This is a genomic window from Nonomuraea sp. NPDC003727, assembly GCF_053586935.1.
The window spans coordinates 78,340-101,501 of record NZ_JBSFNE010000025.1 but is presented as its reverse complement, the minus strand read 5'-3'; the positions used below and the strand labels follow the sequence as shown (position 1 = coordinate 101,501).

Genomic DNA, 23,162 nt, shown 5'->3' with positions numbered 1-23,162 from the left:
TTCTACCCGATGCTCCAGCAGGTCTACGCCGACCGGCTCAAGACCTGGGCCGACTGGCAGGACCTTTCGGCGGAAGCGCACGGCAACCTCGACCAAGGCGAGTGATCACGTCGTGCTGGCTGGTTCAGGAGGTCACGACCCTTGAGCAGCAGCCGATCGGCGCCGGCACCGTTCGATCGGGCCGGCATCGGTGGAACAGGGCGACTCAAGCTTCCTTCGTGGACAGCCGGCTGGCGGAATCAGCCCGTGTGGCCGGGTTCTCCGGTTCACGCCGGGTGAGCACCAAGGGGGCGTCCTCGGTGATGGCGACCGTGTGCTCGGAGTGGGCCGTGCGCGAGCCGTCCGCCGATCGGATGGTCCAGCCGTCGGCGTCGTAGACGATCCGGTCGGTCGTGCGGGCGAACCAGGGTTCGAGCGCGAGGGTCAGGCCCGGCCGGAGCGTGAGGCCGCGCCCTGCCCGGCCCTTGTTGGAAACGTGGGGCCCCTCGTGCATGGTGCGGCCGATGCCGTGGCCGCCGAACTCGGTGTTGACCGGATAACCGTAGTCGTGGGCCACCGCCGCGATGGCCGCCGAGATGTCACCCAGGCGGTTGCCTGGACGTGCCACCTCGATCGCCGCCTCCAACGCTTCCTCGGTGGCGCGGATGAGCCGCAGGTCCTCCTCGGCGGCGGTCCCGACGACGACCGTGCGCGCCGAGTCGGCCACCCAGCCGTCCACGCTGACCGCGAGGTCCGCGCTGAGCACGTCGCCGTCGCGCAGCGTGTAGTCGTGGGGTAGGCCGTGCAGGACGGCGTCGTTGACCGACAGGCAGATGACGTTGCGGAACGGGCCGCGTCCGAAGGACGGCGCGTAGTCCCAGTAGCACGACTCCGCCCCGCGCCGTTTGATCATGCCGCGCACGTGGCGCTCCAGGTCCAGGAGGTTGACGCCCACGTCGGCGAGTCGGCCGACCTCGGAGAGCACCTCGGCGACGAAACGCCCGGCCACGTGCATGCGTTGGATCTCCGCAGGCGTCTTCAGTTCGATCACGACTACCTCGCATCACAGGGTGTTGGTATTACTATACCGGCACCTTAACACTTGCCGGTATAGTAATACCAGCCCTATCCTGGGAGCATGGTCCGCCAACCGCTCACACCTGAGCAGATCGAAGCCGGCAGACGTCTCGGCGCCCTGCTGCGCCACGCGCGAGCGGGACGCGACCTCGCGGAAGTCGCGCACGCGGCCGGCATCTCGCCGGAAACCCTGCGCAAGATCGAGACCGGACGACTGCCGTCCCCCGGATTCGGCACGATCGTCTGCCTCGGCGAGGCACTCGACGTGCCGGTTCAGGAGCTGGCGGCTACCTGGCGCGGCAACGACGTACCGCTGGAAGCCGTCTCGTAGCCGCTGTCGCGCCCGCCCACGGAGTCCCGGTGGACACCGGCCGGCCCCTCCTCCAGCGCCTGCGCCCGGTTGAGCACCGCGCTCTCGGCCCGGTCGACGGTACAGGAGGAGGCAATGCCGGCGTCGTGCGCCCGGCGGCGTGACCCCGCGGCCGGGTCGCGGTCATGACGAGGCCGGTGCTGCCGCGCCGGACGTCAGAGCCGCCTGCACGATGCGGATCGCCTCGCCCGCGTCGATGCCGACGCTGGCGATCACGGCCGCGTAGTCGGCGGCGGCCCGGCGGGCCCGCTCCCGGCCCTCCTCGCCGGCGGCCGACACGAACGAGCCGGCCCGCCCGCGCGTCTCGATCAACCCCGCCTCCTCCAGCTCCCGGTAGGCCCGGCCGACCGTGTTGACGGCCAGGCCGAGGTCGGCCGCGAGGTGGCGGATGGTCGGCAGCCGGGCGCCCACGGCCAGCGTGCGGTCCTGAATCTGCCGGGCGAGCTGGGCCCGCAGCTGCTCGAACGGCGGCACCGGCGAGGCCGCGTCGATGACGATCATCGGACGCTCATGGCCCGCCGGGCCACCGTCGCGCTCGACGGCGTCCTGGCATGGAGCGCGACGCACGCGACCAGGCCCAGGATCAGATAGGCGACCGAAGCGGCGCTCCACCAGCCGGGCGCGGTGCCGAACAGCAGCACCATGGGCAGCGACCACTGCACGTTCGGCGTGGTGAGGTCGCGGGCGTCCTCGACGCGCATGATGACGTCGGCGGTCAGCGACTCCTCGTCCTCCGCCACCACCGGGTGCCTGAGCAGGTGGCGCAGCTGCATGGCGATGATGGATGTCACGCCGAGCAGGCCGATCAGCAGGACGACGGCCAGCTGCCGCACGGTGGGGTCGGGAACGGCCAGGGCGCTCCCGACCAGCACCATCCCACCGGTGAACGTGGCGACCGCGAAGACGGCGTACGGCTGGCCGAGCACGGCCCGCCAGCCCGGCTGGATCAGGTGGGCGGCCCTTCGGGACAGCGTCGCGCCCGCCCGCCGGTCGACGCGTCGCACCCACCAGTCGAGCAGCGACTGTGCCAGCAGCAGCGCGGCCACCAGCGCGGTCAGGGCCAGCAGCGGCAGCGGGCGGTACGGCGAGGGGCCACCAAAGGTGGAAGCGGCGGCGAGCGCGCTCGCAAGGATCAGCACGGCCAGGATGACGTGAGCGGCGAGGCGGGCGCGTCTCCTGACCGCCAGCCGGCTGGCCAGCAGCGGGGTCGGGCGGGCACCGGCCAGGTCGTGCTGGGCCAGCCACGCGCTCGCCAGTCGCAGATCGGCCGCACGCGCCGGCGGGTCGGCGTCCGGTAACGGTTCACGGGTCACAGCGCCTCCTTTGTCGCAAGCTTTGTAGCAACATAGTGCGTCATACCTTGCGACAAATCAACGCTCCGTGGGCTCTCGTCGTCCCGGTGCGCGCGAGCCCCGGCTCAGCGGCGACCGTCCGCCGTGCACCATCAAGTGGACGGCGGGCAGCGCCGGCCACGGCCCCTCCCCGGGTGCGTGCCCCGGACGGCCGCGGCCGAGCTCCGCGAGCGTCGCGCCGAGCGGGGCCACGGCCGCCGGGACCGCCTCCCGGTGTGCATTGCGCTCACCCGGGTCGACGCCCTTTGGATGTGACCGTGGGGGCGGAATCGACTGATTCCGCCCTCTCCCTGGCGACACCGGCTCAGGCCGGGGCGGGCAGATGGATCGAGGCGAGTTTGGCCGGGTCGACGACGATGTGGATGCCGGTGATCCGGCCTTCGGCGACGGAGAGAGGGGTTCCGTCGGGGCGCCAGGACACTGCCAGTGAGGGAGATATTCCCAGGTGCGCGCCGCGCACCGAGCAGGAGGGGCCGATGCCGTCGTGGATCCGGCCGGTGTCATCCAGCGCCGGCTCGCCCCCCGGCCAGGGGTGAAGATCGTCACGCTCGCCTGACGGCAACTAGTCGTTCACGGATCAGGTGCGCGGCGTCGCCGGCATCGGCAAGGGCACGATCGTACGACGGGTTTCCCGGTGGGCGGGTCAGGCGTCGCGTCTGTTCAGCAGGACGGCCGCGGCGAGCAGCGTGACCGCGATCCAGCCGAGGTAGACGGCGAACCCGGTCCACGGCGCCAGCCCGACTGCCGGGTTCACCTGGGTGACCTGCATCCCGGCGTTGGAGGTGAAGTGGTCGCGGATGAACCGCCCCCACGTGCCCGGCAGCATCGCCACCATGCTGGGCAGCACCAGAATCAGCGAGATCGCCGCGACCATCGCGCCGGAGGTGTGCCTGATGAGCGCGCCGAGCGCCAGCCCGAACAACCCGCTGGCCGTCAGGTACAGGCCCGCCCCCACGACGGCGCGGAACACGCCCGGCTCGGTCAGCGCGACCGACAGCCCCTCGCGGGCGAACACCGCCTGGCAGGCGAAGAACGCGCCGAACGCCGCCACGGTGCTGACCGCCATGGACACGACGGCGAACACCACCACCTTCGCGGCGAGCATCCTGATCCGGTTCGGCACGGCGGCGAGCGTGGTGCGGATGGCTCCCGTCCGGTACTCGCCGCTGATCACCATCACACCCGTCGAGGCCAGCGCCAGCGCGGCGAACGGCAGCCCCAGCAGGCTCATGTCGACCAAGCCGATCTTTTCGAGGGCGTTGGGGTAGCCGGACACCGCCAGCGCCGTCACAAAGCCGGCGGCGAGCAGGAGCACGCCCGCCATGACGAGGGTCCAGACGGTGGAGCGGACCGAGCGCATCTTGGTCCACTCCGAGCGCATCACGTCGATCATGAGGTGTACTCCAGACTGTCCTTGGTCAGCTCCATGTAGGCGGCCTCGAGCGTCGGCTCCACGAACGTCAGCTCCTCCAGGGCCAGCCCTCGCTGGGCGGCGAGCGTGCCGATCTCCAGGGGCGCCATCCCCGTCACCCGCAGGTGGTCGTGGCGCCGCTCGGCGCCCGGGAGCAGGGCCGTCATCTCCGCCAGGTACGGCGAGCGGACCCTCACATAGCCCTGGGAGCTGCGCCCGATGAACTCCTCGACGCTGGTGTCGGCGATCAGCCTCCCCTTGCCGATCACGATCAGGTGGTCGGCGGTCTGCGCCATCTCGCTCATCAGGTGGCTGGAGACGAAGACCGTGCGCCCTTCGGCGGCCAGCTTCCGCATCAGCGTGCGGATCCACACGATCCCGTCGGGGTCGAGCCCGTTGACCGGCTCGTCGAACAGCAGGATCTCCGGATCACCAAGCAGCGCCGCCGCGATGCCGAGCCGCTGCGACATGCCGAGAGAGAACCCGCCCACCCGCCGCCTGGCCACCTCGGCCAGGCCGACCAGCTCCAGGCACTCCCGTACGCGCGAGGCGGGCAGTCCGTTGCTCTGCGCGATGGCCAGCAGGTGGTCGCGGGCGCTGCGCCCGCCATGCACGGCCTTGGCGTCCAGGAGCGCGCCGATCGTGCGCAGTGGATGCCTCAGCTTGGCGTACGGCACGCCGTTGACGGTGGCGGTGCCGCTGGTGGGGTGGTCAAGCCCGAGGATCATCCGCATCGTGGTGGACTTGCCTGCCCCGTTGGGCCCGAGAAATCCCGTGACCCGTCCGGGGGTGACGTCGAAGGACAGTCCCGCCACGGCCGTGGCCGGGCCGTACCGTTTGGTCAGATTGGTAATACGTATTGCTGTCACGCCAATAAGTTAATTTACTGATCAGTAACTTCATCCTTGCTTGACCGCTTCGCGGGCGCCCGAGTAGGGGCTGCCCCTCCTGGTTCCCCGATCACATCGGCACTTTCAGCCTCGCAGGCAACAAGAACTGTTTCACACATCACTGAGGGACACGTGTCACCAGTCGGCCACGGCGGCCTGGCGCTCGCGGTCGCGCCGGCCGACGTGGGGTCAGCGCACATAAGAGCTCTTGCAACGCATCATGGCCAAGACCCGCCACAAGAACCGCGTCCCGCCATGCGCTACACCCGCCCCGGTGGCGAGGCCATCACTGAGATCACCGGCATCCTCACCCCACCGCCGCGCGCATTGGCCAAGTCGTCAACCAGCCGAATACGGCGCGCCGGGCACCGAGCTGCCGCCGTGGGACACCCTGCACGCCTGGGCGCACGTGCACATCGCCGACCCGACGGTGGACGCCATCCGCAGGGCGCTGCGGGTCGGTACCGCACCGGGCCCGCCGCCGTACGACCCGGCGACGCTGCGCCCAACCGGCCTCCACCGTGGACATTCCGGCGCCCACTTGGGCCGATCGGCACGCCGAGCCGGACGCCACTGGTGCATCCCCGCTCTGGTTGGCGCAGCTCAACGAGTGGCCGCCGCACCGGGTGGCCGCCGGGCTGGGCGCCGCCGCCCGCCGAAGAGCGCCTCACCCGATCCATCAGATCGCGACCCGGTTCGGCCAACGCAGCCTCTCCCCGGGCCGCCCCATGACCTGACGCAGGAAGACAACCGCGCCCGCTCCGCAGCACGGCACGGGGTGTTGGTACGAACCGTGACACCGGCCGCCCAAATAGTTGATCTTGAGTGACGGCGGGACGGTGGCGGCCGGGAGTCTGTGCTGGTGTCCCGTAGAGGATCGCTCATGATGGCCCTCCACCAGGTCCTGCCTCCACTCAGGTCCGTGCGTTGAGCTCCAAAGTAGCTCTCCGTCCGCCGTGGTCACGGTGCGGTGCGTTGACGACCAGGTCAACGTCCTCGGGCCTCTCCCGATCGCCGAACGGCATGCGAGAGGGCGAGTGAGAGGACGACGAGGACGAGCCCGGCCGCGGGGGCCTGCCCGAGGGCGGCGGAGGCACCCCACGCGTCGGCGGCGCGCCCGGCGAGGGACGCCGCCAGTGCCGAACCGGCCGCACTGGCGGAGTTGTTCCAGGTGAAGGCCTGGGTGACGACGGCTGGGTGGACGGCCTTTTCCGTGAGCACGTTCAGCAGGACGAGCGTGGGCGGTACCGCAGCCTCCGTGACCACCACAGCCGCGCCGAGCCAGAGGGCGGACGTTGCGAGGGGAAGCAGCAACGCCGCGCCCGTCAGACAGGCGGTGGCGATGACGAGTTGGCGGCATGGTGGGGCGGGGTGCGGTTGCAGCCCGTAGAGCCAGCCGGAGACCAGCCCGCTGAGGCTGGAGGCGGCGATGATCGGCGCGGCCGCGCCGGGAATCCCATGACTGGTGGCGAAAGCGCTTACCGACACCCCCAGAGTTCCGAAGTACAGCCCGATGGCCAGGTTGAGTAGGGCGAGAAGGAGGAAGGTCGGCTGCAGCAGGCCGTCCGGTGCGTGCACGTCCGGCCTGTTCAAGGGCGGGCGGGGGCGCGGTGCGGCCCTGCGCGGCCAGCGCCCCTCCCCCGCCGAGGATCAGGGCTACGGCAATAGCATGCCGGAACCTGGGATGCCGCACAGCGTCGGCCCCATCGGCACTCTGATCCAGGTGAGGCAAGAAGGGTCGTGGAACTTGCCTCAACAGTGGCCGGGTGTCCGGGAGGGATTTCACCTCTCGGTCCCCCGTACCACATGTCGGTCATCTGCGAAAACCTGCCCGCGGACGCGATGGCTTCCAGAGCGCTGTGACGACCTGCTGTGAGAGAGGCGCTGTCCCGCGAGATCGGCTCCGTGCAACGGGCCGGCGCGGTGCGGTTCCTCGAGGGCCGAGCACCGTCCACTGATGCGACCACGAGAAGACCGCCCATGCCGGCGAGGGTGGGCGCTTTCCCTTGGTGGATGCCCCCGATGCAGCGCGCCCGATTCATCACAACATCGCCGCTGGTGTCGGTTTCACAGGCCGATGTTCGACTTGGCGCCCATGTAGGAGCCGGCCCCAGGCCACCCGGCCTGGGCCAGCTCGACGAAGCGGGAGCCGAAGCCCAGCGAGGGCAGGTCGGCGAGCGGCACGAACCGCACGCCGCGGATCGGGCGGGTGTCGACCCTCTCGGCAACGGCGCCCAGGGTGCCACTGACGCGGGTGGCCTCGAACGTCATGTGGATGACGTGGGTCCCGCCGCCGGGCAGGTGATCGCACACGTACAGCAGCCGGCCGACGTGCACGTCCACGCCGGTCTCTTCGCGCATCTCGCGGACGAGTGCACCCGTGAGGGTTTCCCCCTCCTCGACCTTCCCGCCTGGCAGTGAGTAAGAGCGGCGAGTGTCGGTGTCCTGGTCGAGCAGCAGAATCTGGTCGTCTTCGACGAGAATGCCGGTGACTCTCACGTTCATCACGCGGGCACGCTACCCCGCAGGGTTCCCGCTGGATATGGCGGGCCGTGAACGGCGTCGAGCTGGGATCTGGCTGTCGGAGAGCGGCATCGCCGGCGTCTGCCGGCGGCGGTTCACCGCGACCAAAGCCAGGGCCACGAGCGAGGTTCGGCTGGTCTTCCGCACTGTTGTGAATCTGGCTCTTCATTTGTGAACAATGCTCATGTATGGTCGCCGACACTATGAGGAACCGCTGGTTGTCGCCGATCGCCGTCGCCGTGCTGGCCGCCGTCATCGTCCTGGGAGCGGCGTTCGACCCGTCGGGGCTGGCCGCGCCGTACACGTGGACAGGAGCCGACCTGCTACCCGTCGCCGGGCTCTGGCAGGTGGCCGCGCCGGCCGTCTACGTGCCGCTGCTGCTGGCGGGGGTCGGGGTTCTGGCGTGGGCGGTCGCGCGCGGGCGTGCCCCGCTGCGTACGGCACTGCTGGTGTGGGGCGCAGTGGCGTGGTCGGCCATGGCGGCCAAGCTGCTGATGTCGCTGGTCATGGCCTTCGGTGATGTGGTCTACCTGACGTGGTCAACCGGCTTCACCGGCGTCAAGGCGGCGGTCTTCGGCCTGCCGGTCCTGGCAGCCGCCTGGCTCACCCAGCTCCTACGCCGCCTCCCCACCCCACCCCCTTCGATCTCGACCTCCCCGCCGTCCCCAGGGTCGGGCGCTGGACCCGCTGCGGCCTCGGGGTCGTTCTTACCACCGGCTTGGGGGCCGGGGTGGGTGGCGGCGGGGGTGGCCGTGGTCTTGGGCGCGTCGGTCGGTGGGGCGTGGTGGGGCGGCTCACCCGTCGGGTACGCCATCGGCGACTCCCCGCTGGCCCCCGCGCCCGAGGCCGGACCACTGGGCTGCCTCGCCGCCGTCACCCTGCTGGGCGTGATGACCTGGGCACTGAACCGCTGGCTCAGTGCCACCACCTCGCCGCGGGCCGTCGTGGCAGGGATCTCCGCGCTGGGAGCGGCCGCGACGCTGGGCCTGGTCGAGGTGGCCATCGGGCTCCCCAGTGACCTGGCGGGCGGCGACACGTTCTGGGCACCGGCGATCATGCTCCGCCTCGCCCCCGCGCTCTCCTTCGGCGCCCTCCTCGCCCTCGCGACGGCAGCCCTCGTCGCCCTCCTGCCCGCCACCCTCCCGGCGCGGAGAACCACCCTTCTCCCGGCGCGTAAGGGCGTCGCCTCTTCTGCGCCGATACGGGTGGCGGCTGTCGTGGCCGCGGCGGCGCTCGCCGTACCGCTCCTGCAGCCCGGCACCACCACCTCGCAGCCACCACGCACCAAGGGCCTGACGCTCTCAGCAGACCGCAGGATCGTCGACGCCGACGGCAACGAGGTGCTGCTGCGCGGCGTGAACGTCAACCAGCTCGAAGACTACTTCCAGAAATTTCCGGACCGGGCGGTGACGCGACCGCTCACCGAGGCCGACTTCGCCGGCATGGAGCAGATGGGCTTCAACGTCATCCGCCTCGCCGTGTCCTGGTCAGCCCTGGAACCCCGGCCCGGCCACTACGACCCGGCCTACCTCGCCAGGATCTCCTGGGCCGTCGAGACCGCGGCCAAGCATGGCCTGCGCACGGTCATCGACATGCACCAGGACGCCTGGGGCAAGGGCGTCAACGCCGCCCCCGGCACCACCTGCGAGAACGGTTCCCCGATGCACGGCTGGGACGGCGCCCCCACCTGGGCCGACCGCTTCGACGGCGCCCCCAAGTGCGAGTTCACCGGACGCGATATCTCTCCGGCCGTCGCCCGTGCCTTCACCAACTTCTACCAGGACAGGGACGGCATCCAGACGCGCCTGGTCGCCGCCTGGGGCATGCTGGCGGAGCGGTTCGCGAACGAGCCGATGGTCGCCGGATACGACCTGCTGAACGAGCCCGGCTTCGGCGAGGCCCCGCCGATCACCTCCGGCGTCCTGCTCGGCCGCTACTACGACCGAGCGATCAAGGCCATCAGGGCGGGCGAGAAGCGCGGCTTCCCGCACCTGGTCTTCTTCGAGCCGTCCGTGCTCTGGTCAGGTCTCGGCTTCGAGGCCTCGGTGCCCAAGGACTTCACCGACGACCGGCTGCTCGTCTTCGCCCCCCACCTCTACAACGAGTCGATCACCATCGACCAGGGCACCGGCCTCACGATCACGAGCATCGAGCGCGGCTTCGACCTGGCGAGCCGGGCGGCGGCGTACTACGGCGCCGGGCTCTGGTCGGGTGAGTGGGGTTGGTTCGGCGACCCCGCCTCCGCCCCGATCACGAGATACACCGACCAGGAGGATCGGCACCGCATCGGCGGTGCGTTCTGGGTCTGGAAGCAGTCCTGCGGCGACGCCCACGCCGGAGCCGAGTCCAAGACCGGCGGCAACCTCATGATCGAGGACTGTGTCACCGGGAAGGACCTGCCCCCTCCTCCTGAATACGTCGCCGAGCTCTCGCGCCCCTACCCCCGCTCCGCCCCCGGCCGCCTGACCGGCCTCACGTCGGACCAGGCGAGCCTCACGGCCCAGGGCGAAGGCAGCGGGTGCGGCCTCGACGTCTGGTTCCCCGGCAGCGTCCGGCCGGTCGTCCGCAGTGCCGGAGTAACGGGTGTCGCCGCCCGGCAGGCACCGGGCGGCTGGCGCATCACCGGCTGCACCCGGGGTGCCTACACACTGGCCGCACACCGCCAGTGAGCCGGTCTTGAGTACCTCGGACCAGGTGTGTCGTAGTGGCCGGAGTCGGCCGGCTGGAGGTTGCGCGACCGGGCGGTGTGCCGGCCTGGGCCAGGGCGTGTCCCAGGGTGAAGACGGCCTGCGCGGGGGCGTGCGGCGCCGGGAACCGTACGGCCTCCGCCGTGATCGACAGGCCGCGCCGGCCCTATCGCCCGGCGGCGAACTGGATCAGTTCGACCACGTGGCGGTCGGGGTCGAGCACGTACACGAGCCGCGCGCCGTCCCAGTGCCCGTGTCCTGACACCGTGACCGGCTCCTCGGTGAGCGGGTGGACCCCGGCCTCGGCCAGGCGCGCGAGCAGCCCGTCGAGGTCCTGGACGCCCATGGCGACGTGCCCGCCGCCCACGCTGCTGACCGGCGGCGCGACCGACGGCGCGCTCCTGGGCCTGCGGTACTCCAGCAGCTCGATCATCTGCCCCCGGCCCGCGTCGAGCATGGCGAAGGCGAGCCAGGCGTCCTCGATGCCCGCGGCGCGGGCCTGCGCCTCGCCTTGGTCGAGCAGCGGCATGCCGAGCAGGTCGTGGTAGAAGGCGAGCGAGGCCGCCAGGTCGGCGCAGGTGAGCCCCGCGTGGTCGAGTACGGGCGTGGTGATGGTCATCGGGCGGCTCCGGTGAAGGTGTGGTGGAGGTGGTCGGGGAGGGTGTCGCGCGCGAGCAGGTCCTCGATGCTCTCGGCCCGCCGTACCAGGTGGGCCTGCGTGCCGTTCACCAGCACGGTCGCGGGGCGGGGCAGCAGGTTGAGGTTGCTCGCGTTCGCGTCGTTGTAGGCGCCGGTGAAGCAGAAGGCCAGCAGGTCACCCGCGCTCATGGGGGGCAGCGTGGCGGTGCGCGCGAGCACGTCGGACATGCAGGAGCGGCCGACGACCCGGACTTCGACCGCGGTCCCGGTCTCCGGTAGCCGTACGGGGGTCACCGGCGGGCGGCCGGCCTGGTCGGGAATCTCGGAGAGGAACATCTGCGTGGTGTCCGTCTCATACCAGGTGAAGGGGAAGGGTTGGGTCTGGCGCTTCACGTTGAGCACGGTAGCCACGTGGATGCCACACGGCCCGAACAGCGCGCGTCCCGGCTCGACCTCCAAGGTACGGCCCTCGACGCCGATGCCGCCCGACGCCAGGCCCTTGGCCAGGTTTTCGCAGACGACCTCGGCGTAGCGCTCGATCGACGGCGGGACAGGGGGGACGAAGCTCGGGTTCGCCCGGCCGAACCCGTCGACCTGCGGCGCGAATCCGCCGCCGACGTCGATGGTGTCCGGCGTCCAGCCGCCCCACAGCTCCGACACCTCGGCGGTCAGCTCGCCGAACCGCCTGCTGAACCCGCCGATGACCGACAGGTCGGTGGTGTAGCGGCCCATGTGCATCATCACGCCGGTGACCCGCAGTTCCGGCGCGGACAGCGCGCGACCGGCCTCAGCCAGGTCGTCGTGAGGGACGCCCGACTTGTAGGTGCCGTAGATGTCGGCGATCGACACGCCGAAGGCGTCCATGCGAGCGTCGGTCTCGTAGTAGGGCCGCAGCCGTATCCGCAGGTTGGCCTGCTTGCCGACGGCGCGGGCCGCCGCCACCGAGAGTTCGATCTCCCGCACGTCGTCGATGGTGACGCGGGCGCCGAGTGCCACGGCGCGCTCGATCGTGGCCCGGTCCTTGCCGGTGCCGTTGAGCGAGATCAGGGCGGGGTCGGTCCCGGCACGGACCGCGACCTCCAGTTCGCCCGCGCCGACCAGGTCGGCGCCCATGCCCTCCTGCGCGAGCACTCGCTGGAGCGCGAGGACAGGGTTGGCCTTGACCGCGGGCAGCACCACGACCTTTCCCCGGGGCCAGGCCCGCTCGAACGCGGCGCGGATGCGGCGCGCCTGCCGTCGCAGGGTGGACTCGGACAGCACGAACAGCGGTGCGGAGAACCGCTCGACCAGGGCGTCCACTGGCACGTCCTCGATCAGCAGGCGGCCGGACTCGCGGCGAAGCATGCCGTCCGACAGCGCTACCGCAGCGGCGTCATAGGATTCGCTCATGACTGCAAAATAGTTGACGGGACGCCTGCAAACAACTGTTTTTCCTAGCTTGAAGCACCAAGTGATGATATTTCCGCTGACCCGGCGGGTCAGGGGGCCGCGTGGCGGACAGGCGACGGTCATGCTTCGATTGCGGGGTGACCGATGCCCTCCACGACAGCCGCGAACCCCAGGATTCGCCCGCGCTGGACGAGATCGACCGGCGGATCATCGCCGAGCTGCAGGACGACGGCAGGCGGACCTACGGGCGGATCGCCGAGGCGGTCGGGCTCACCGAGGCGCCGACCCGGCAGCGGGTGGCCCGCCTGACCAGGTCCCGGTTGATCGAGATCGTGGCCATCACCAACCCCGGGGCTTTCGGCTTCCGGCTGCGGGTCGCGGTCGGGTTGCGCTGCGAGGGCGACCTCGACGCCATCGCGGCCACGATCAGCGAGGTGGACGAGGTCGACTGGCTGGTCGCCACCGCGGGCCGCTACGACCTGATCGCCGAGCTCCGGTGCGTGGACGAGCAGCACCTGTACGGCCTGCTCGCCGAGCGCATCCGCACGGTCCCCGGTGTGCGCGACATCGAGACCCTCCTGTATCTCAACCTGTTCAAGGCCTCCTACTCCTGGCCCCCCGGCTCGGGCAGACGGGTGCCGGACGAGCCTGCCGGCGCCCGGCGATGCCCCCCGGTCCTGCCTGCGCTGACCGACAGCGGCGAGGAGGTGACGCTGGACGCGGCCGACCGGCGGATCGTCGCCGAATTGCAGGAGGACGGGCGGCGGACCTACGGGCGGATCGCCGAGGCGGTCGGGCTCAGCCTCGCGCCGACCAGGCAGCGGGTGGCGCGCCTGATCGACACGGGCGTCATCAAGATCGCGGCCATTATCAACCCGAGGAAGGTGGGCTTCCTGCACCGCGCCGCCATCGGCCTGCGTTGCGAGGGCGACCTGGACGTGATCGCCGCGGCGATCACGCAGGTCGACGAGGTCGAGTGGCTGATGGCCACTGCGGGAGGCTTCGACCTGATGGCGGAGGTCAGCCACCTGGACGCGGAGCATCTGCATCGGCTGGTGTCCGACCGCATCCGTACGGTGCCCGGCGTGCGCGCGGTCGAGATCATGGTCTTCCTGTCCATCTTCAAGGTCAGGTATCCGTGGCCGCCGGGGATGACACAGGTTTACCCGTAGCCGGCGGGGCCGTAGGGGCCGTCAGTGCCCCCTCGGTGCACCAGCAGGGAACGCCGAACGACAGCGCCGGTTCCCGCGCGCTGCAGGGCGCGCTGGAGTGGCAGGCGCTGGTGTGTGGGCGCGCGGGTGGTGGGGTGCGTCGTGGTGGCGTCGGGTTGCCGTTCCAGCAGCAACACGAATCGAAGGTCGTAGGGCCGTTTCTGTGGTGCGAAGGCATGCCGAAGGCACCGACCGCGGCCCTGCCGCTCACGCCGTACTGGGCCGACAGGTAGACCGTCAGCGTGCCGATGTGCTGTGCTCAGGTGGTTGGTGTCAGGACGACGGGCAGTGCCTGGACTGAGTTGGAGAACAGCGACGGGACGGGCATCAGGTCGGCGGCGGGGACGGCGAGCGCCATGCGGGGATAGCGGTCGAACAGGGCAGGCAGCGCCAAGGCGCCCTCGAGCCGTGCCAGGCCCGCGCCGGGGCACACGTGGGCGCCGCCGCCGAAGGCCAGATGCCGCTGCGGGGCGCGGGTGATGTCGAACCGGTCGGCGTCGGGGCCGTGCTGGTCGGGGTCGCGGCCGAGGAGGCTGTAGGGGGCCAGGATGGCGTCCCCTTCCGGGATGGTGACGCCGGCGACCTCGAGATCGCTGAGGGGGTAGCGGGCCATGAAGTTGCCGATGGGGGCGTCCCAGCGCAGGACTTCCTCGACGATGGCGGCCCAGGTGCCCGCCGGATCGGCGACGGCCCGCCGGCGTGCCGCGGCCAGCTGGGCGGGATGGGTGAGCAGGGCCCGGACGGCGTTGAGGAGCAGGCTGAGGGTGGTTTCATGGCCGGCGGCGATCATCAGCCACAACGTGCCGACCAGTTCCTCTTCGGTGAGCGCGTCGGGGTCGTCGCGCCGGGCGGCGATCAGGGCGCTGGTCAGGTCGGGGCCGGGTTGCTCGTGGCGGAGCCGGACGACCTGGCCGAGAACCTGGTAGATGTCGCGCTGGGTCTGCACCACCTCCTCGGGCGGGGTGGTGGAGCGGAAGATGCTCTCCACGAGATGCCGCAGCCGGGGCCGGTCGGCGTCGGGGACGCCGACCAGTTCGCACACCACCCGCATGGGGATGGGGTAGGCGAAGTGCCGGCGCAGATCGACGACGCCGTCGGCGTCGGCGTGGGCGGGTAGCTCGTCGACGACGTCGGTGATGACGGCGGCGATGCGGGGGCGCAGCTGGTGGACGCGTCGCGGGGTGAGGGTGCGGGTGACCAGGCGGCGGAGCCGCTGGTGTTCGGCGCCGTCGGCGGTGACCATGTTGGTCACCTTCAGCATGCCGACCAGGGGCCAGTCATCGCCGATGTCGCCACGCCGCACGCAGGTCCACCTGTGCCAGTCCTTGCTGATGCGCACGTCGTTGAGCAGTTCGAGCATCAGCTTGTGGCTGGTGACGGTCCAGGCGGGAATGCCGCCAGGCAGGATGACGCGCACCACGCTTCCGGCGGCGCGCAGGCGGGCGGCCTCGCCGTGGTGGTCGGCGCCGGTGGGATCCAGCGTGATGACGGGCACCTGCCGGCCGTCGGCAGGGGCGGAGCCGGCTAAGTGGGGGCAGCCGCTTGAAACGGCGGAGCCGGATGCGGTGGCGGGCCGATCGTGTGGGGTCATGTGGTCCTCCGGGTGTGATGAGAGGGGGAAGCATCGCCTCGTCGGTTCCCAGCCGGCCCCTGTCGATGCGGCCCCGGCCAGGCGCGGGTCGGTCAGCATCAGCAGGAGCGTCTGGACGATCCAGATCAGGGTGGTTTCATACCCGTCCGAGACCATGACGACGATCGACTGCGGGATCTCCGCGCCGCCGTGATCGTACGGCCGGGCCCCGCCGGCAGGTGGCCGTGCACTTCACCGGCCCGGCCGACGCGGCGCTGAAGTCCAGCCGGCAGTCGGTCCTGGAGGGCATCGTGGGCAAGCGCGCCGACTCACCGTACCGGCCGGCCACGTCGGCACGGGGTTCACCGACCGGGTGCGCCTTCGGTGTAGATCGTGGCCATGCCCTGCTCATCGATGACGCAATGTTCGTCGAGAGCCTTGCGCTCGAGTCGGCCGCGTAGGTCGCTCTGGTCGCCCGCGATGCACAACTCGGCTCGTAGCGGAGGCGCGCCGTAGTACGGGCCGTTGTCGCCGGGGCAGTCGAATACAGCGGGTTGGGATTTTCGCAGCTGCTTCCCGGTGGAGGCTTGCGCTTGTCTTCGGGGTGCCCGAAACCCGCGACATGCATCATCTCGTGAATGAGAGTCTGGGAGATCTCCGCATCACCCTTCGGGAAAAGAAGTTGAAAGTTGACTTTCACCTCTGTGCTGCCCGGGGGATGGGCGCCGAGCGTCCCGGGCTTGTCGAGCGTCGTGTGATGAATGGAGAAATCGTAGGCCCGGAGGAGATTCTTCTTCTCCTCCGCCGACAGGTTGTCACATCCTGCGATACGTCTCAGCGCGAACCTGTGTCGGTCGATCAACCTGTTCCGGTTCGCCTCGGAGATGTCGTTCGCGAAAGTAAAGTGCAGGAGGCGGAAGTTCATCGGGAAAGCCGGTCCAACGGTGTTGCCGATGACGTTATGGCCCCATACGTCACCGTCACCCCTGAAGACGATGAGACGGTTGACACTCGGCGCCACGAACCTGTCCATGGCACCGTTGATCGCGACCTTCGCTCCGTCGAGCTTGAAGCCTGGCCCGATGGTGTTGTTGATGACGCCACCCGGATCGACCTCATGGCACCAGACGTCGCCACTTTCCGTGATGACGAACATGCGGGAGCCCAGCGTGGCCACGAACCTGTCGACGGGGCCGTTGAAGGCGACCCTCGCTCCCCCGCACTTGATGCCCGGTTTGATGGTTCTGCCGGTGATCTCATGACTCCAGACGTCGCCGCTTTCTGTGATGACGAACATACGGTTGTCATTCTTGAGGCCACTTGTGACCACGAACCTGTCGACGGGGCCGTTGAAGGCGACTCTCGCTCCGTCGAACTTGAAGCCCGGCCCGATGGTCCTACCGGCGATCTCATGGCCCCAGACGTCGCCGCTTTCCGTAATGACGAAGATGCGGTCGTCCTTCGTGACCACGAACCGGTCTATGGGGCCGTTGAAGGCGACCTTGGCTCCGTCGAACTTGAAGCCCGGCCCGATGGCGTTGCCTTGGAGATCATGACCCCAGACGTCGCCGCTTTCCGTGATGACGATGATCTGTCCGCCGAGTCCGATGTCATGCACGACCACGAATCTGTCCACGGGGCCGTTGAATGCGACGGGGTTGGGTGCAGTCAGAGACATGATCGATAACCCCTTTGCAGGACCCACGGGAAAGCACGCCCATTCTGGACTTACCGTCTGACGCCGTTCATTTCCAAACCGCAAGGCTACGCCATTCAGGCGAAAACAGCGCACACCAATCCTAGCGCGCCAGGGTCGACAGAAAACAAGAAAGCGGATTCCTCAATCTCCGAAAGACGGCTGAATATACAGCTAAACAAATGGCCACTAAACCTCGATCTGTCAAGATCTTCCTGCGCAGACCGTGGCCCACAGCGGATCAAGCACCTGATCGGCAGTCATCAGGCGCGGCGGAAGGAGCCGGGGTTCCGGCTCCGCTTCGGCAACCCGGAGTTCGACGTGGCCACGCCGCTCTCGACGACGGTGAGGACGCCTGGCCGCGCCTGCGCGACGCCCTCGTCCACTGGCGGCCGCTCCATGAGGACCATCTCGCGCCGATCGCCCTGCTGGCCACCCCCGGGCCGCCCGCCTGATCACGCCGGAGCGCGGACGCGAACTCCTGGCCATGAGACGGGGCCAAACGCAGGTCAGCCGCTACGCGCGCACCCACTCACTGCTCACTGGGGATTGAGAAGGTGCCGGATCACGGGCGGCGCCGGCGGGCGTCGTCGACAGAAGGGGCGATGCGGCGGGCCGAGACCCCCGCTACACCGCCCCGCGCCTCGTGCCGTCGGCCGTCAGCCGGCCGGGGCCAGCTCAGCGGCGTGGTCGGCCGCCCACTGCGCGAGCGTGCGGCCCTTCCTTCCGGCCACCTGCTCGAAGGTGGGCGAGACCGAGGGGGCTCCTCCGCGTACTCTGCCTGGTAGCCCAGGATGAACTCGGCGATCTCCATCGGGAGCCCGGCCTCGATGTAGGCCTGGCGGGCCTGCCCGTAGGTCAGTCCCTCGAAGGCGATCGCACGGCCGAGCCCGGTGCCGATCGCCTGCGCCTGCTGCCGGTGGGTGAGCGCCTCCGGGCCGGTCAGGTCGTACGCCTGGCCCGCGTGACCGTCCTCCAGCAGGGCGATCGTCACGACCTCGGCGATGTCGGCCTCGTGGATCGGCACGCCGACGCCATCGGGGTAGGCGTTGCGGACCACGCCCTCCCTCCGGATGGACTCACCCCAGAAATCGAGCTTGTTGACGGCGAACTCGCCGGGCCGCACGTGGGTCCAGGCCGCTCCGGACTTCTCGACGACCTGTTCCACCGCGTGCAGTATCTCGTAGAAGCCGGCCCGCCGGCCCGTGACGCCAGAGCTGGTCAAAGACACGATCCGGGCGACCCCGGCCACCACGGCGCGGCTGACGAAGGCTTCCGCGAGGTCGGTCGCGTGCTCCGGATCGAAGATGCCGGGGATGAGGAACACACCCTGCACCCCGTCGAACGACAGCTCGCCCGGACGGTTCAGGTCACCCTGCACGACGTCGACGCCGTCGGGCAGCCCGGCGGTCTCCGGGTTGCGGGTGAGCGCCCGCACGGGCCGTCCGGCCGCGACGAGCCGATCGACCACGTGCCTGCCCACGGTGCCGGTCGCTCCGGTCACGAGGATGGTCATGGAGAACCTCTCTCTGTGGGGGAAACGAACGATGGGTGCGGGCCCGCTGCCGAAGACGGTAGGACAGGTCCGGCCGACCTCGCACATGGAACGTTCCCACCTGGGCGTTAGTGGCCGTTCGATGTCGTTACACCGGAGAAGGACCGCATGAGCGATCGATCGGGTCATGGCCGAGCAGCGCCAGCCGATCAGGGCCTTTCCGCTTTGCCCTGAAGGTGGCACAGACGTGTGGGGGCGACTTGAGATCCCGCGCGGCGAAACCCCCAGGCCGCGGTCCACATGACCCGCGTGACGTATCGCTGGCTCGGCAATGTCGGCACCGTCGGCGCCTATCTCGCAGCCGTTCACGGTCCGCTGCTGCCGCAACAGCATCTCTAGAGGGCTGACCGCTACGGCAGGCGCCTTCGTGCCCGGCGCGCGGGGCGTTGCCGGAGGAGCGAGTCAGGCCACGCGCAGGTTTGGACTCCGCGTGAGGCCGAGGAGGCCGAGCAGGTCGTCCATCATGTGCTCGAACAGCGGCAGAGGGTCCTCGAAGGCGAATTTGTGGTGTCCGTAGACGGCCATGCAGAGCAGCCCGTAGATCTGCCGCCAGCAGATGACCATGAGCAGCACGACCCCGATCGGGAACTCCAGGCCGACGGTTGTGCGGTAGGTGCGCAACTGCGACGCCAGGACGGGGTCGATGTCCTCGTCGGCGAGGCAGGTCAGCTGCCCTTCGTGCCACAGCTGTGCGAACAGCCGCCCGAACAGGCCGCCCAGCTCGCGCGCGATGACTATCGGGATGCCCTCCTCTGACGCGGCGACCTTGGGGAAGCCGGCGCCCATGAGCAGGTCGAACTCGACCTTGTTGGCCAGCGACCAGTCGAGCACGGCCCGGGTGCCGGCGTGCAACTGGGCGCTGACGTCGTCGGGGTCCTGGCGCTGCACGGCCCGGGCGACAGTGTCCATGAACTCCGCGGTGACGTCGTCGTAGACGGCGCGGACGAGGCCTGCCCTGCCGTTGAAGTAGCGGTAGAGGGCGGGGGGCGTCACTCCGACACCGCGGGCCACGGCGGCGACGGTGAGGCCCTCGACGCCCTCCTCCGCGGCGATCCTCCGGGCCACGACCTTGGCGTCGCGTTCGAGCTCGGCCCGCATTCGTTCCCGTCGCGTCAACGCTGTCACTCGCCTATCTTCTCCGGTCTCGCCGACTGTGGCCACTTGCGGTGAAGAGGCAACACATGGTTAATGGTATTCACTCTTTAATGGATCATCATTGAAACGGCGTGAAGGAGTCCTTCGATGGGTACCCGCAGAGGCGGCTGGCCGGCGACGGTCGTCGCGATTCTCCTGGCGACCACCGGCTGTGCGACGCACGCCGGCCCCGCCGCTCAATCACAGCCGAGCCCGAGCGTCACCGCCACTCCGGACGTCAGGAAGATGGCACTGGCCGAGGCGGCGAAGAGCCTCCCCGCCGTGCTCTCCGCCCCAGGGCCGGTCGCCTGCTCGAGGAATGACGATCAGTGGCAGGCCACGGCCTACGACGAGGCCTTCCGCACCCGTACCGCGACCATCTCCAGCACCACGCTCGCGCCTCTCCTGACCGAGATCGCCACGAAGGTGGGCGGAGAGGAGGCGTTCGTCCGCAGCCTGTGTGGTGCCGAGGGAGATCCCGGCATCAGCCCGGTCTCGCCGGACGGCCGCCGGGTCGCCGTCCAGGTGGACTTCCCGTCCAGCGGCGACCCGACGCACGTCGGCTGGCTGGACCTCAGCACGGGAACATTCACGGACCTCACCGACAGGTCGAGCAAGAAGGGGTACGTCAAGGAGACGTTCTCCGACAAGGACCCCGGATTCGCGCCTGACGGGTCGTTCTGGTTCCGGCGCGACTCCCAGCAGTACTTCTCGGCGGACCCGAACGGCCGGCTGACCCCGCGCCGGCTCAGCCTGGCCTGTTTCAGCAACAGGGACGAGGACACCTTCTACCGCGTCGTGCGGTCGGTCGCCGTGCTATGCCCAGGCATCGTCCACCCTTCCGGGAGGTTCGCGGCCGATCCTGGTGGCGTGGCCGTAGGGATGGCCTTGGTCCAAGGAGTCGAGCTGGACATCCTGGCGAACACGGTCGACCGGTACGCCGACGCTCCCATCCACCTGCCGTTTGGCATGAAGGTCGCCGTGCGCGACGGCGGTGACCTGCGAGACTGCAACCCCGTCGCCTGGATCAACACCACCGACCTGCTCTGCACGGGAGCGAGCAACGACTTCTACACCGTGGAGATCGACCCCAAGACCGCCCGGAACGACCTGGAGTACGTGCAGTCCACCGAGGTGAAGGTGAAGGCTGAGATCGCCCCCGCCACCGAGACAGCGATCATCTCGGTGGCCGTCTCCCGGGACCGCCGCTCTCTGATCATCGCGGCCGACGAGAACAACAGCACCGCCACGGCCAAGCTGTACCGCGCCAGCCTGGTCTCCCCCTCGAAGCCCGTGGAGATCGGCCCGATCCCGGCAGAGTCGCGGGAACACTTCACCCTCTTGGGCAACTACCAGCAGCCCGTACGAGCCGCCAGTAGCTTGCACTGACCGTGAGCTGGGAGGTGTACTGCGGGTACAGCACCTCTGGCCGGTAGGTGCCAACCGCGTCGACGATCTGCTGGTACTCAGTGTCGGCCACCAGCTCAGCGGCTGGCTCGTTGAGATGCTCCTTGAGCTCGGCCCAGCGTGCCCCGGCTGGTTCCTCGGCGTTCGCAAGCACCTGATCGTCGCCGGGCAACACCGGCGGGCAGATCTGACATCCTGATAGTCCTCGACGCCGGCCGGCGATGTGTCCTATGTCATGGAGGCGATGGGCGGGCGCCATCCTGTCCACGAGGTAGGTCAGACCTGAACCAGGCGTAGAGTTCCGCCGCCATCCACGCCGCCCTCGACGCCGCCCGGCAGCAGGGCGAAAACGTCGTGCTCGTGCTCGGCCACGCCGACTACTACCCGCGTTTCGGCTTCGTCCCGGCCTCCGGCCACTCCATCCGGCCACCCTTCGACGTCGAGGACAAGTACATGATGGCGCTCGTCTTCGATCCCGCCAGGTCCGTGCCGTCCGGCACCATCCGCTACCCGGCGGCGTTTGGAGTCTGACCCAGGCTGTTCACCCGGCGGTGTGACGCTGCCGCAGTAGATTCCGGATTTACTGCGGCAGCTGGCGCGCCGTGTCATTCTGAGCTGGATCGCCCACACCGGTGATCATGGTCGAGGTATCGCCTGGGGTTCCGGCCTGCGAACGGTGATGGTCTCGCGCTTGACACCAGGAACACTGAACCGCCATCGGACCCCGCGGCCGGAACCTGACTTCCAAGGCGCCTCATCCGAGGCTGGCCCTCACCATGCGAAACCACCCACAACGTCTCGGCGACCGCCTGAGGGCCCTGCGACCGGTCATTGCCGCCGCAATTGCCCCGGTCGAACTGCTGGACAGGACTCCGATCAGGACTGAAGCGGTCGAGCCCTGGCCTGACCTTCTCTGATGCCGAGGGGTCCGGCGCGGATCTTGCGCCCACGATGTGTCCCGCCTCACCTCTCCACCGCATATACGCCACCGTATATTCGGGCTATCCTCCAGTTATACGGTTGCGTATACGCGAACGGAGACAGTGAGATGACCGGTGGTTTTGTCGCCTTCCCCTACCCGCGGTCCGAGCGTGGCCTTGCCGAGCGCCGCCGCAAGGCACGCCGGGTTCCTACCCTCCTCGCGCGGTAAGAGAGGTGGTCGCGGTCATGAGGATTCCGAATGCTGCACACACCCGTCGCCCCTGGCGGATCCACGAGATCACCGGCGATTTCCGGCTCGAGGATGTCTGGGTGATTCGCACGCCCGGCGCCGGGCCGGACGACTTCCCCAGGATGCTCGCCGCGATGCAGGCCTTCAACGACTCCGCGCGAGACCCCCTGCTTTTCCGGTTGCTGTTCGCGGTGCGCTGGAAGCTCGGCGCTCTCCTGGGATGGGACACGTTCGAGGCGGGCGTCGGGGCGCGGGTCGCGTCCCTGGTCGACCGCCTGCCGAGCGACCTCCGCGAGGCTCCACGCGGCTCGGACGTGGGGTTCGCACCGTTAACCCCGGTGTACGAGCTCGACGACGAGTGCGCCCTCGAACTGGCGAACAAGACGGTCCACACGGTCATGCACCTGGGGTGGGCGCCGTCCGCGAGCGGCGGGCACGAGCTCCGCATGGCCGTCCTCGTGAACCCCAACGGCCTGCCCGGACGGCTGTACATGGCCGCCATCGCGCCGTTCCGGCACCTCATCGTCCTGCCAGCATTCGTACGGCAGCTGGAACGCGCGTGGCGGGACCGTGGCCGCCCGGGTACGGAAGCCGTGGAAGGCGCCGTGGGAACGCAGAACGTCCCCGAGTCCGTCCGCGCTCTCAGCTCGTTGTCCCGCATCGACTACGTCGACCACTTCACCCTCTTCACGGACGTGGACGCGACACCGGAGCAGTGGGCCCGGGCGATGTTCGGCGATGTCCCCGATGCCGCGGAGCAGGTGATCTGGCGCGGTTTCCTCGGTCTCCGCATCAGCCGGGGGCGATCGCCGGACACCGTGGCCGGATGGCGGATCGCCGAACGCGGCGAAGACTGGATCCGTCTTGAGGCCGCTTCCTCGTTCGTGACCGGCAACCTTGTCGTTCAGGCGAGCGATGGGCGGGTTTCGCTGGGAACGTTCCTGCGCTGCGACCGCCTTCTGGGCCATGGTGTGTGGCCTCCGCTGGCCGCCGTCCATCGCCGACTGGCGCCCGGGCTGCTCCGGGGCGCCGCGGCCAAGATGCGCGGCCACCAATTGCCACCGTGACGTCCGCCCCTCCGGCCGGCCTGCGGAACCGCAC

19 protein-coding genes and 1 pseudogene are annotated in these 23,162 nt (G+C 69.6%); 6 read left to right on the top strand and 14 right to left on the bottom strand.

What is annotated here, in order from left to right; translation table 11 throughout:
* Positions 1 to 205: 205 nt before the first annotated feature.
* Positions 206 to 1,030, bottom strand: a complete 825-nt coding sequence (gene map / locus ACWDLG_RS39685; RefSeq protein WP_449929954.1) for a type I methionyl aminopeptidase — start codon at positions 1,028 to 1,030, stop codon at positions 206 to 208.
* 87 nt (positions 1,031 to 1,117) lie between these two features.
* On the opposite strand from map, the gene ACWDLG_RS39680 reads away from it, so the two are divergent.
* Complete coding sequence (locus tag ACWDLG_RS39680; RefSeq protein ID WP_354918292.1) at positions 1,118 to 1,387, top strand: helix-turn-helix domain-containing protein; 270 nt, start codon at positions 1,118 to 1,120, stop codon at positions 1,385 to 1,387.
* Positions 1,388 to 1,549: 162 nt separating this feature from the next.
* Here ACWDLG_RS39680 and ACWDLG_RS39675 read toward each other — a convergent pair whose 3' ends face one another.
* The 6 genes from ACWDLG_RS39675 to ACWDLG_RS39650 form a co-directional block, all read right to left on the bottom strand.
* Positions 1,550 to 1,927, bottom strand: a complete 378-nt coding sequence (locus tag ACWDLG_RS39675) for a GntR family transcriptional regulator (protein ID WP_326822967.1) — start codon at positions 1,925 to 1,927, stop codon at positions 1,550 to 1,552.
* Entirely contained in the window at positions 1,924 to 2,739 is an 816-nt protein-coding gene (locus tag ACWDLG_RS39670) for a hypothetical protein (RefSeq protein ID WP_449929951.1), read from the bottom strand. The genes ACWDLG_RS39675 and ACWDLG_RS39670 overlap by 4 nt, the downstream gene beginning before the upstream one ends.
* A 682-nt stretch (positions 2,740 to 3,421) precedes the next feature.
* A complete protein-coding gene (locus tag ACWDLG_RS39665) occupies positions 3,422 to 4,171 on the bottom strand; it encodes an ABC transporter permease subunit (RefSeq protein ID WP_449929949.1) in 750 nt (249 codons plus the stop codon).
* The gene (locus ACWDLG_RS39660; RefSeq protein ID WP_449929947.1) at positions 4,168 to 5,058 is read right to left on the bottom strand and encodes an ABC transporter ATP-binding protein; all 891 of its coding nucleotides are present in this window, start codon (positions 5,056 to 5,058) and stop codon (positions 4,168 to 4,170) included. Before ACWDLG_RS39660 ends, ACWDLG_RS39665 begins: the two co-directional genes overlap by 4 nt.
* Before the next feature lie 1,008 nt (positions 5,059 to 6,066).
* A complete protein-coding gene (locus tag ACWDLG_RS39655) occupies positions 6,067 to 6,657 on the bottom strand; it encodes a hypothetical protein (RefSeq protein ID WP_449929945.1) in 591 nt (196 codons plus the stop codon).
* 489 nt (positions 6,658 to 7,146) lie between these two features.
* The gene (locus ACWDLG_RS39650; protein ID WP_449929964.1) at positions 7,147 to 7,584 is read right to left on the bottom strand and encodes an NUDIX domain-containing protein; all 438 of its coding nucleotides are present in this window, start codon (positions 7,582 to 7,584) and stop codon (positions 7,147 to 7,149) included.
* Between the two features lie 221 nt (positions 7,585 to 7,805).
* On the opposite strand from ACWDLG_RS39650, the gene ACWDLG_RS39645 reads away from it, so the two are divergent.
* A complete protein-coding gene (locus ACWDLG_RS39645; protein WP_449929943.1) occupies positions 7,806 to 10,271 on the top strand; it encodes a cellulase family glycosylhydrolase in 2,466 nt (821 codons plus the stop codon).
* A gap of 184 nt (positions 10,272 to 10,455) precedes the next feature.
* On the opposite strand, the gene ACWDLG_RS39640 is transcribed toward ACWDLG_RS39645, so the two are convergent.
* Together ACWDLG_RS39640 and ACWDLG_RS39635 are read right to left on the bottom strand one after the other, a co-directional pair.
* On the bottom strand, positions 10,456 to 10,908 hold the full coding sequence (locus ACWDLG_RS39640; protein ID WP_449929941.1) for a VOC family protein: 453 nt from the start codon (positions 10,906 to 10,908) through the stop codon (positions 10,456 to 10,458).
* On the bottom strand, positions 10,905 to 12,317 hold the full coding sequence (locus tag ACWDLG_RS39635) for a diaminopimelate decarboxylase family protein (protein ID WP_449929939.1): 1,413 nt from the start codon (positions 12,315 to 12,317) through the stop codon (positions 10,905 to 10,907). The genes ACWDLG_RS39640 and ACWDLG_RS39635 overlap by 4 nt, the downstream gene beginning before the upstream one ends.
* Before the next feature lie 137 nt (positions 12,318 to 12,454).
* Between ACWDLG_RS39635 and ACWDLG_RS39630 the strand changes: the two genes are divergently transcribed.
* Positions 12,455 to 13,489: an Lrp/AsnC family transcriptional regulator gene (locus ACWDLG_RS39630; RefSeq protein ID WP_449929937.1), complete on the top strand. Its 1,035-nt coding sequence runs from the start codon at positions 12,455 to 12,457 to the stop codon at positions 13,487 to 13,489.
* Between the two features lie 298 nt (positions 13,490 to 13,787).
* Here the strand turns inward: ACWDLG_RS39630 and ACWDLG_RS39625 are convergent, their stop codons facing one another.
* The 5 genes from ACWDLG_RS39625 to ACWDLG_RS39605 form a co-directional block, all read right to left on the bottom strand.
* Entirely contained in the window at positions 13,788 to 15,023 is a 1,236-nt protein-coding gene (locus tag ACWDLG_RS39625) for a cytochrome P450 family protein (RefSeq protein WP_449929935.1), read from the bottom strand.
* Positions 15,024 to 15,255: 232 nt separating this feature from the next.
* Positions 15,256 to 16,734: a hypothetical protein gene (locus tag ACWDLG_RS39620; protein ID WP_449929933.1), complete on the bottom strand. Its 1,479-nt coding sequence runs from the start codon at positions 16,732 to 16,734 to the stop codon at positions 15,256 to 15,258.
* 323 nt (positions 16,735 to 17,057) lie between these two features.
* A complete protein-coding gene (locus ACWDLG_RS39615; protein ID WP_449929931.1) occupies positions 17,058 to 17,195 on the bottom strand; it encodes a hypothetical protein in 138 nt (45 codons plus the stop codon).
* A gap of 164 nt (positions 17,196 to 17,359) precedes the next feature.
* Positions 17,360 to 18,310, bottom strand: coding sequence for an SDR family oxidoreductase (locus ACWDLG_RS39610; RefSeq protein ID WP_449929929.1), 951 nt, complete (start codon positions 18,308 to 18,310; stop codon positions 17,360 to 17,362).
* A 441-nt stretch (positions 18,311 to 18,751) separates the two neighbouring features.
* On the bottom strand, positions 18,752 to 19,474 hold the full coding sequence (locus ACWDLG_RS39605) for a TetR/AcrR family transcriptional regulator (protein ID WP_449929927.1): 723 nt from the start codon (positions 19,472 to 19,474) through the stop codon (positions 18,752 to 18,754).
* Positions 19,475 to 19,591: 117 nt separating this feature from the next.
* Here ACWDLG_RS39605 and ACWDLG_RS39600 point away from each other — a divergent pair, with 117 nt between their 5' ends.
* From ACWDLG_RS39600 to ACWDLG_RS39590, 3 genes and pseudogenes are all read left to right on the top strand, one after another.
* Positions 19,592 to 20,872 carry a hypothetical protein gene (locus ACWDLG_RS39600; RefSeq protein ID WP_449929925.1) on the top strand — a complete coding sequence of 427 codons (1,281 nt, stop codon included), beginning with the start codon at positions 19,592 to 19,594 and terminating at the stop codon, positions 20,870 to 20,872.
* A 318-nt stretch (positions 20,873 to 21,190) separates the two neighbouring features.
* Positions 21,191 to 21,421: pseudogene (locus ACWDLG_RS39595) on the top strand (transferase); the annotation flags it as partial.
* A 636-nt stretch (positions 21,422 to 22,057) separates the two neighbouring features.
* The gene (locus tag ACWDLG_RS39590; protein ID WP_449929923.1) at positions 22,058 to 23,128 is read left to right on the top strand and encodes a DUF2867 domain-containing protein; all 1,071 of its coding nucleotides are present in this window, start codon (positions 22,058 to 22,060) and stop codon (positions 23,126 to 23,128) included.
* The last annotated feature ends 34 nt before the right edge of the window (positions 23,129 to 23,162 follow it).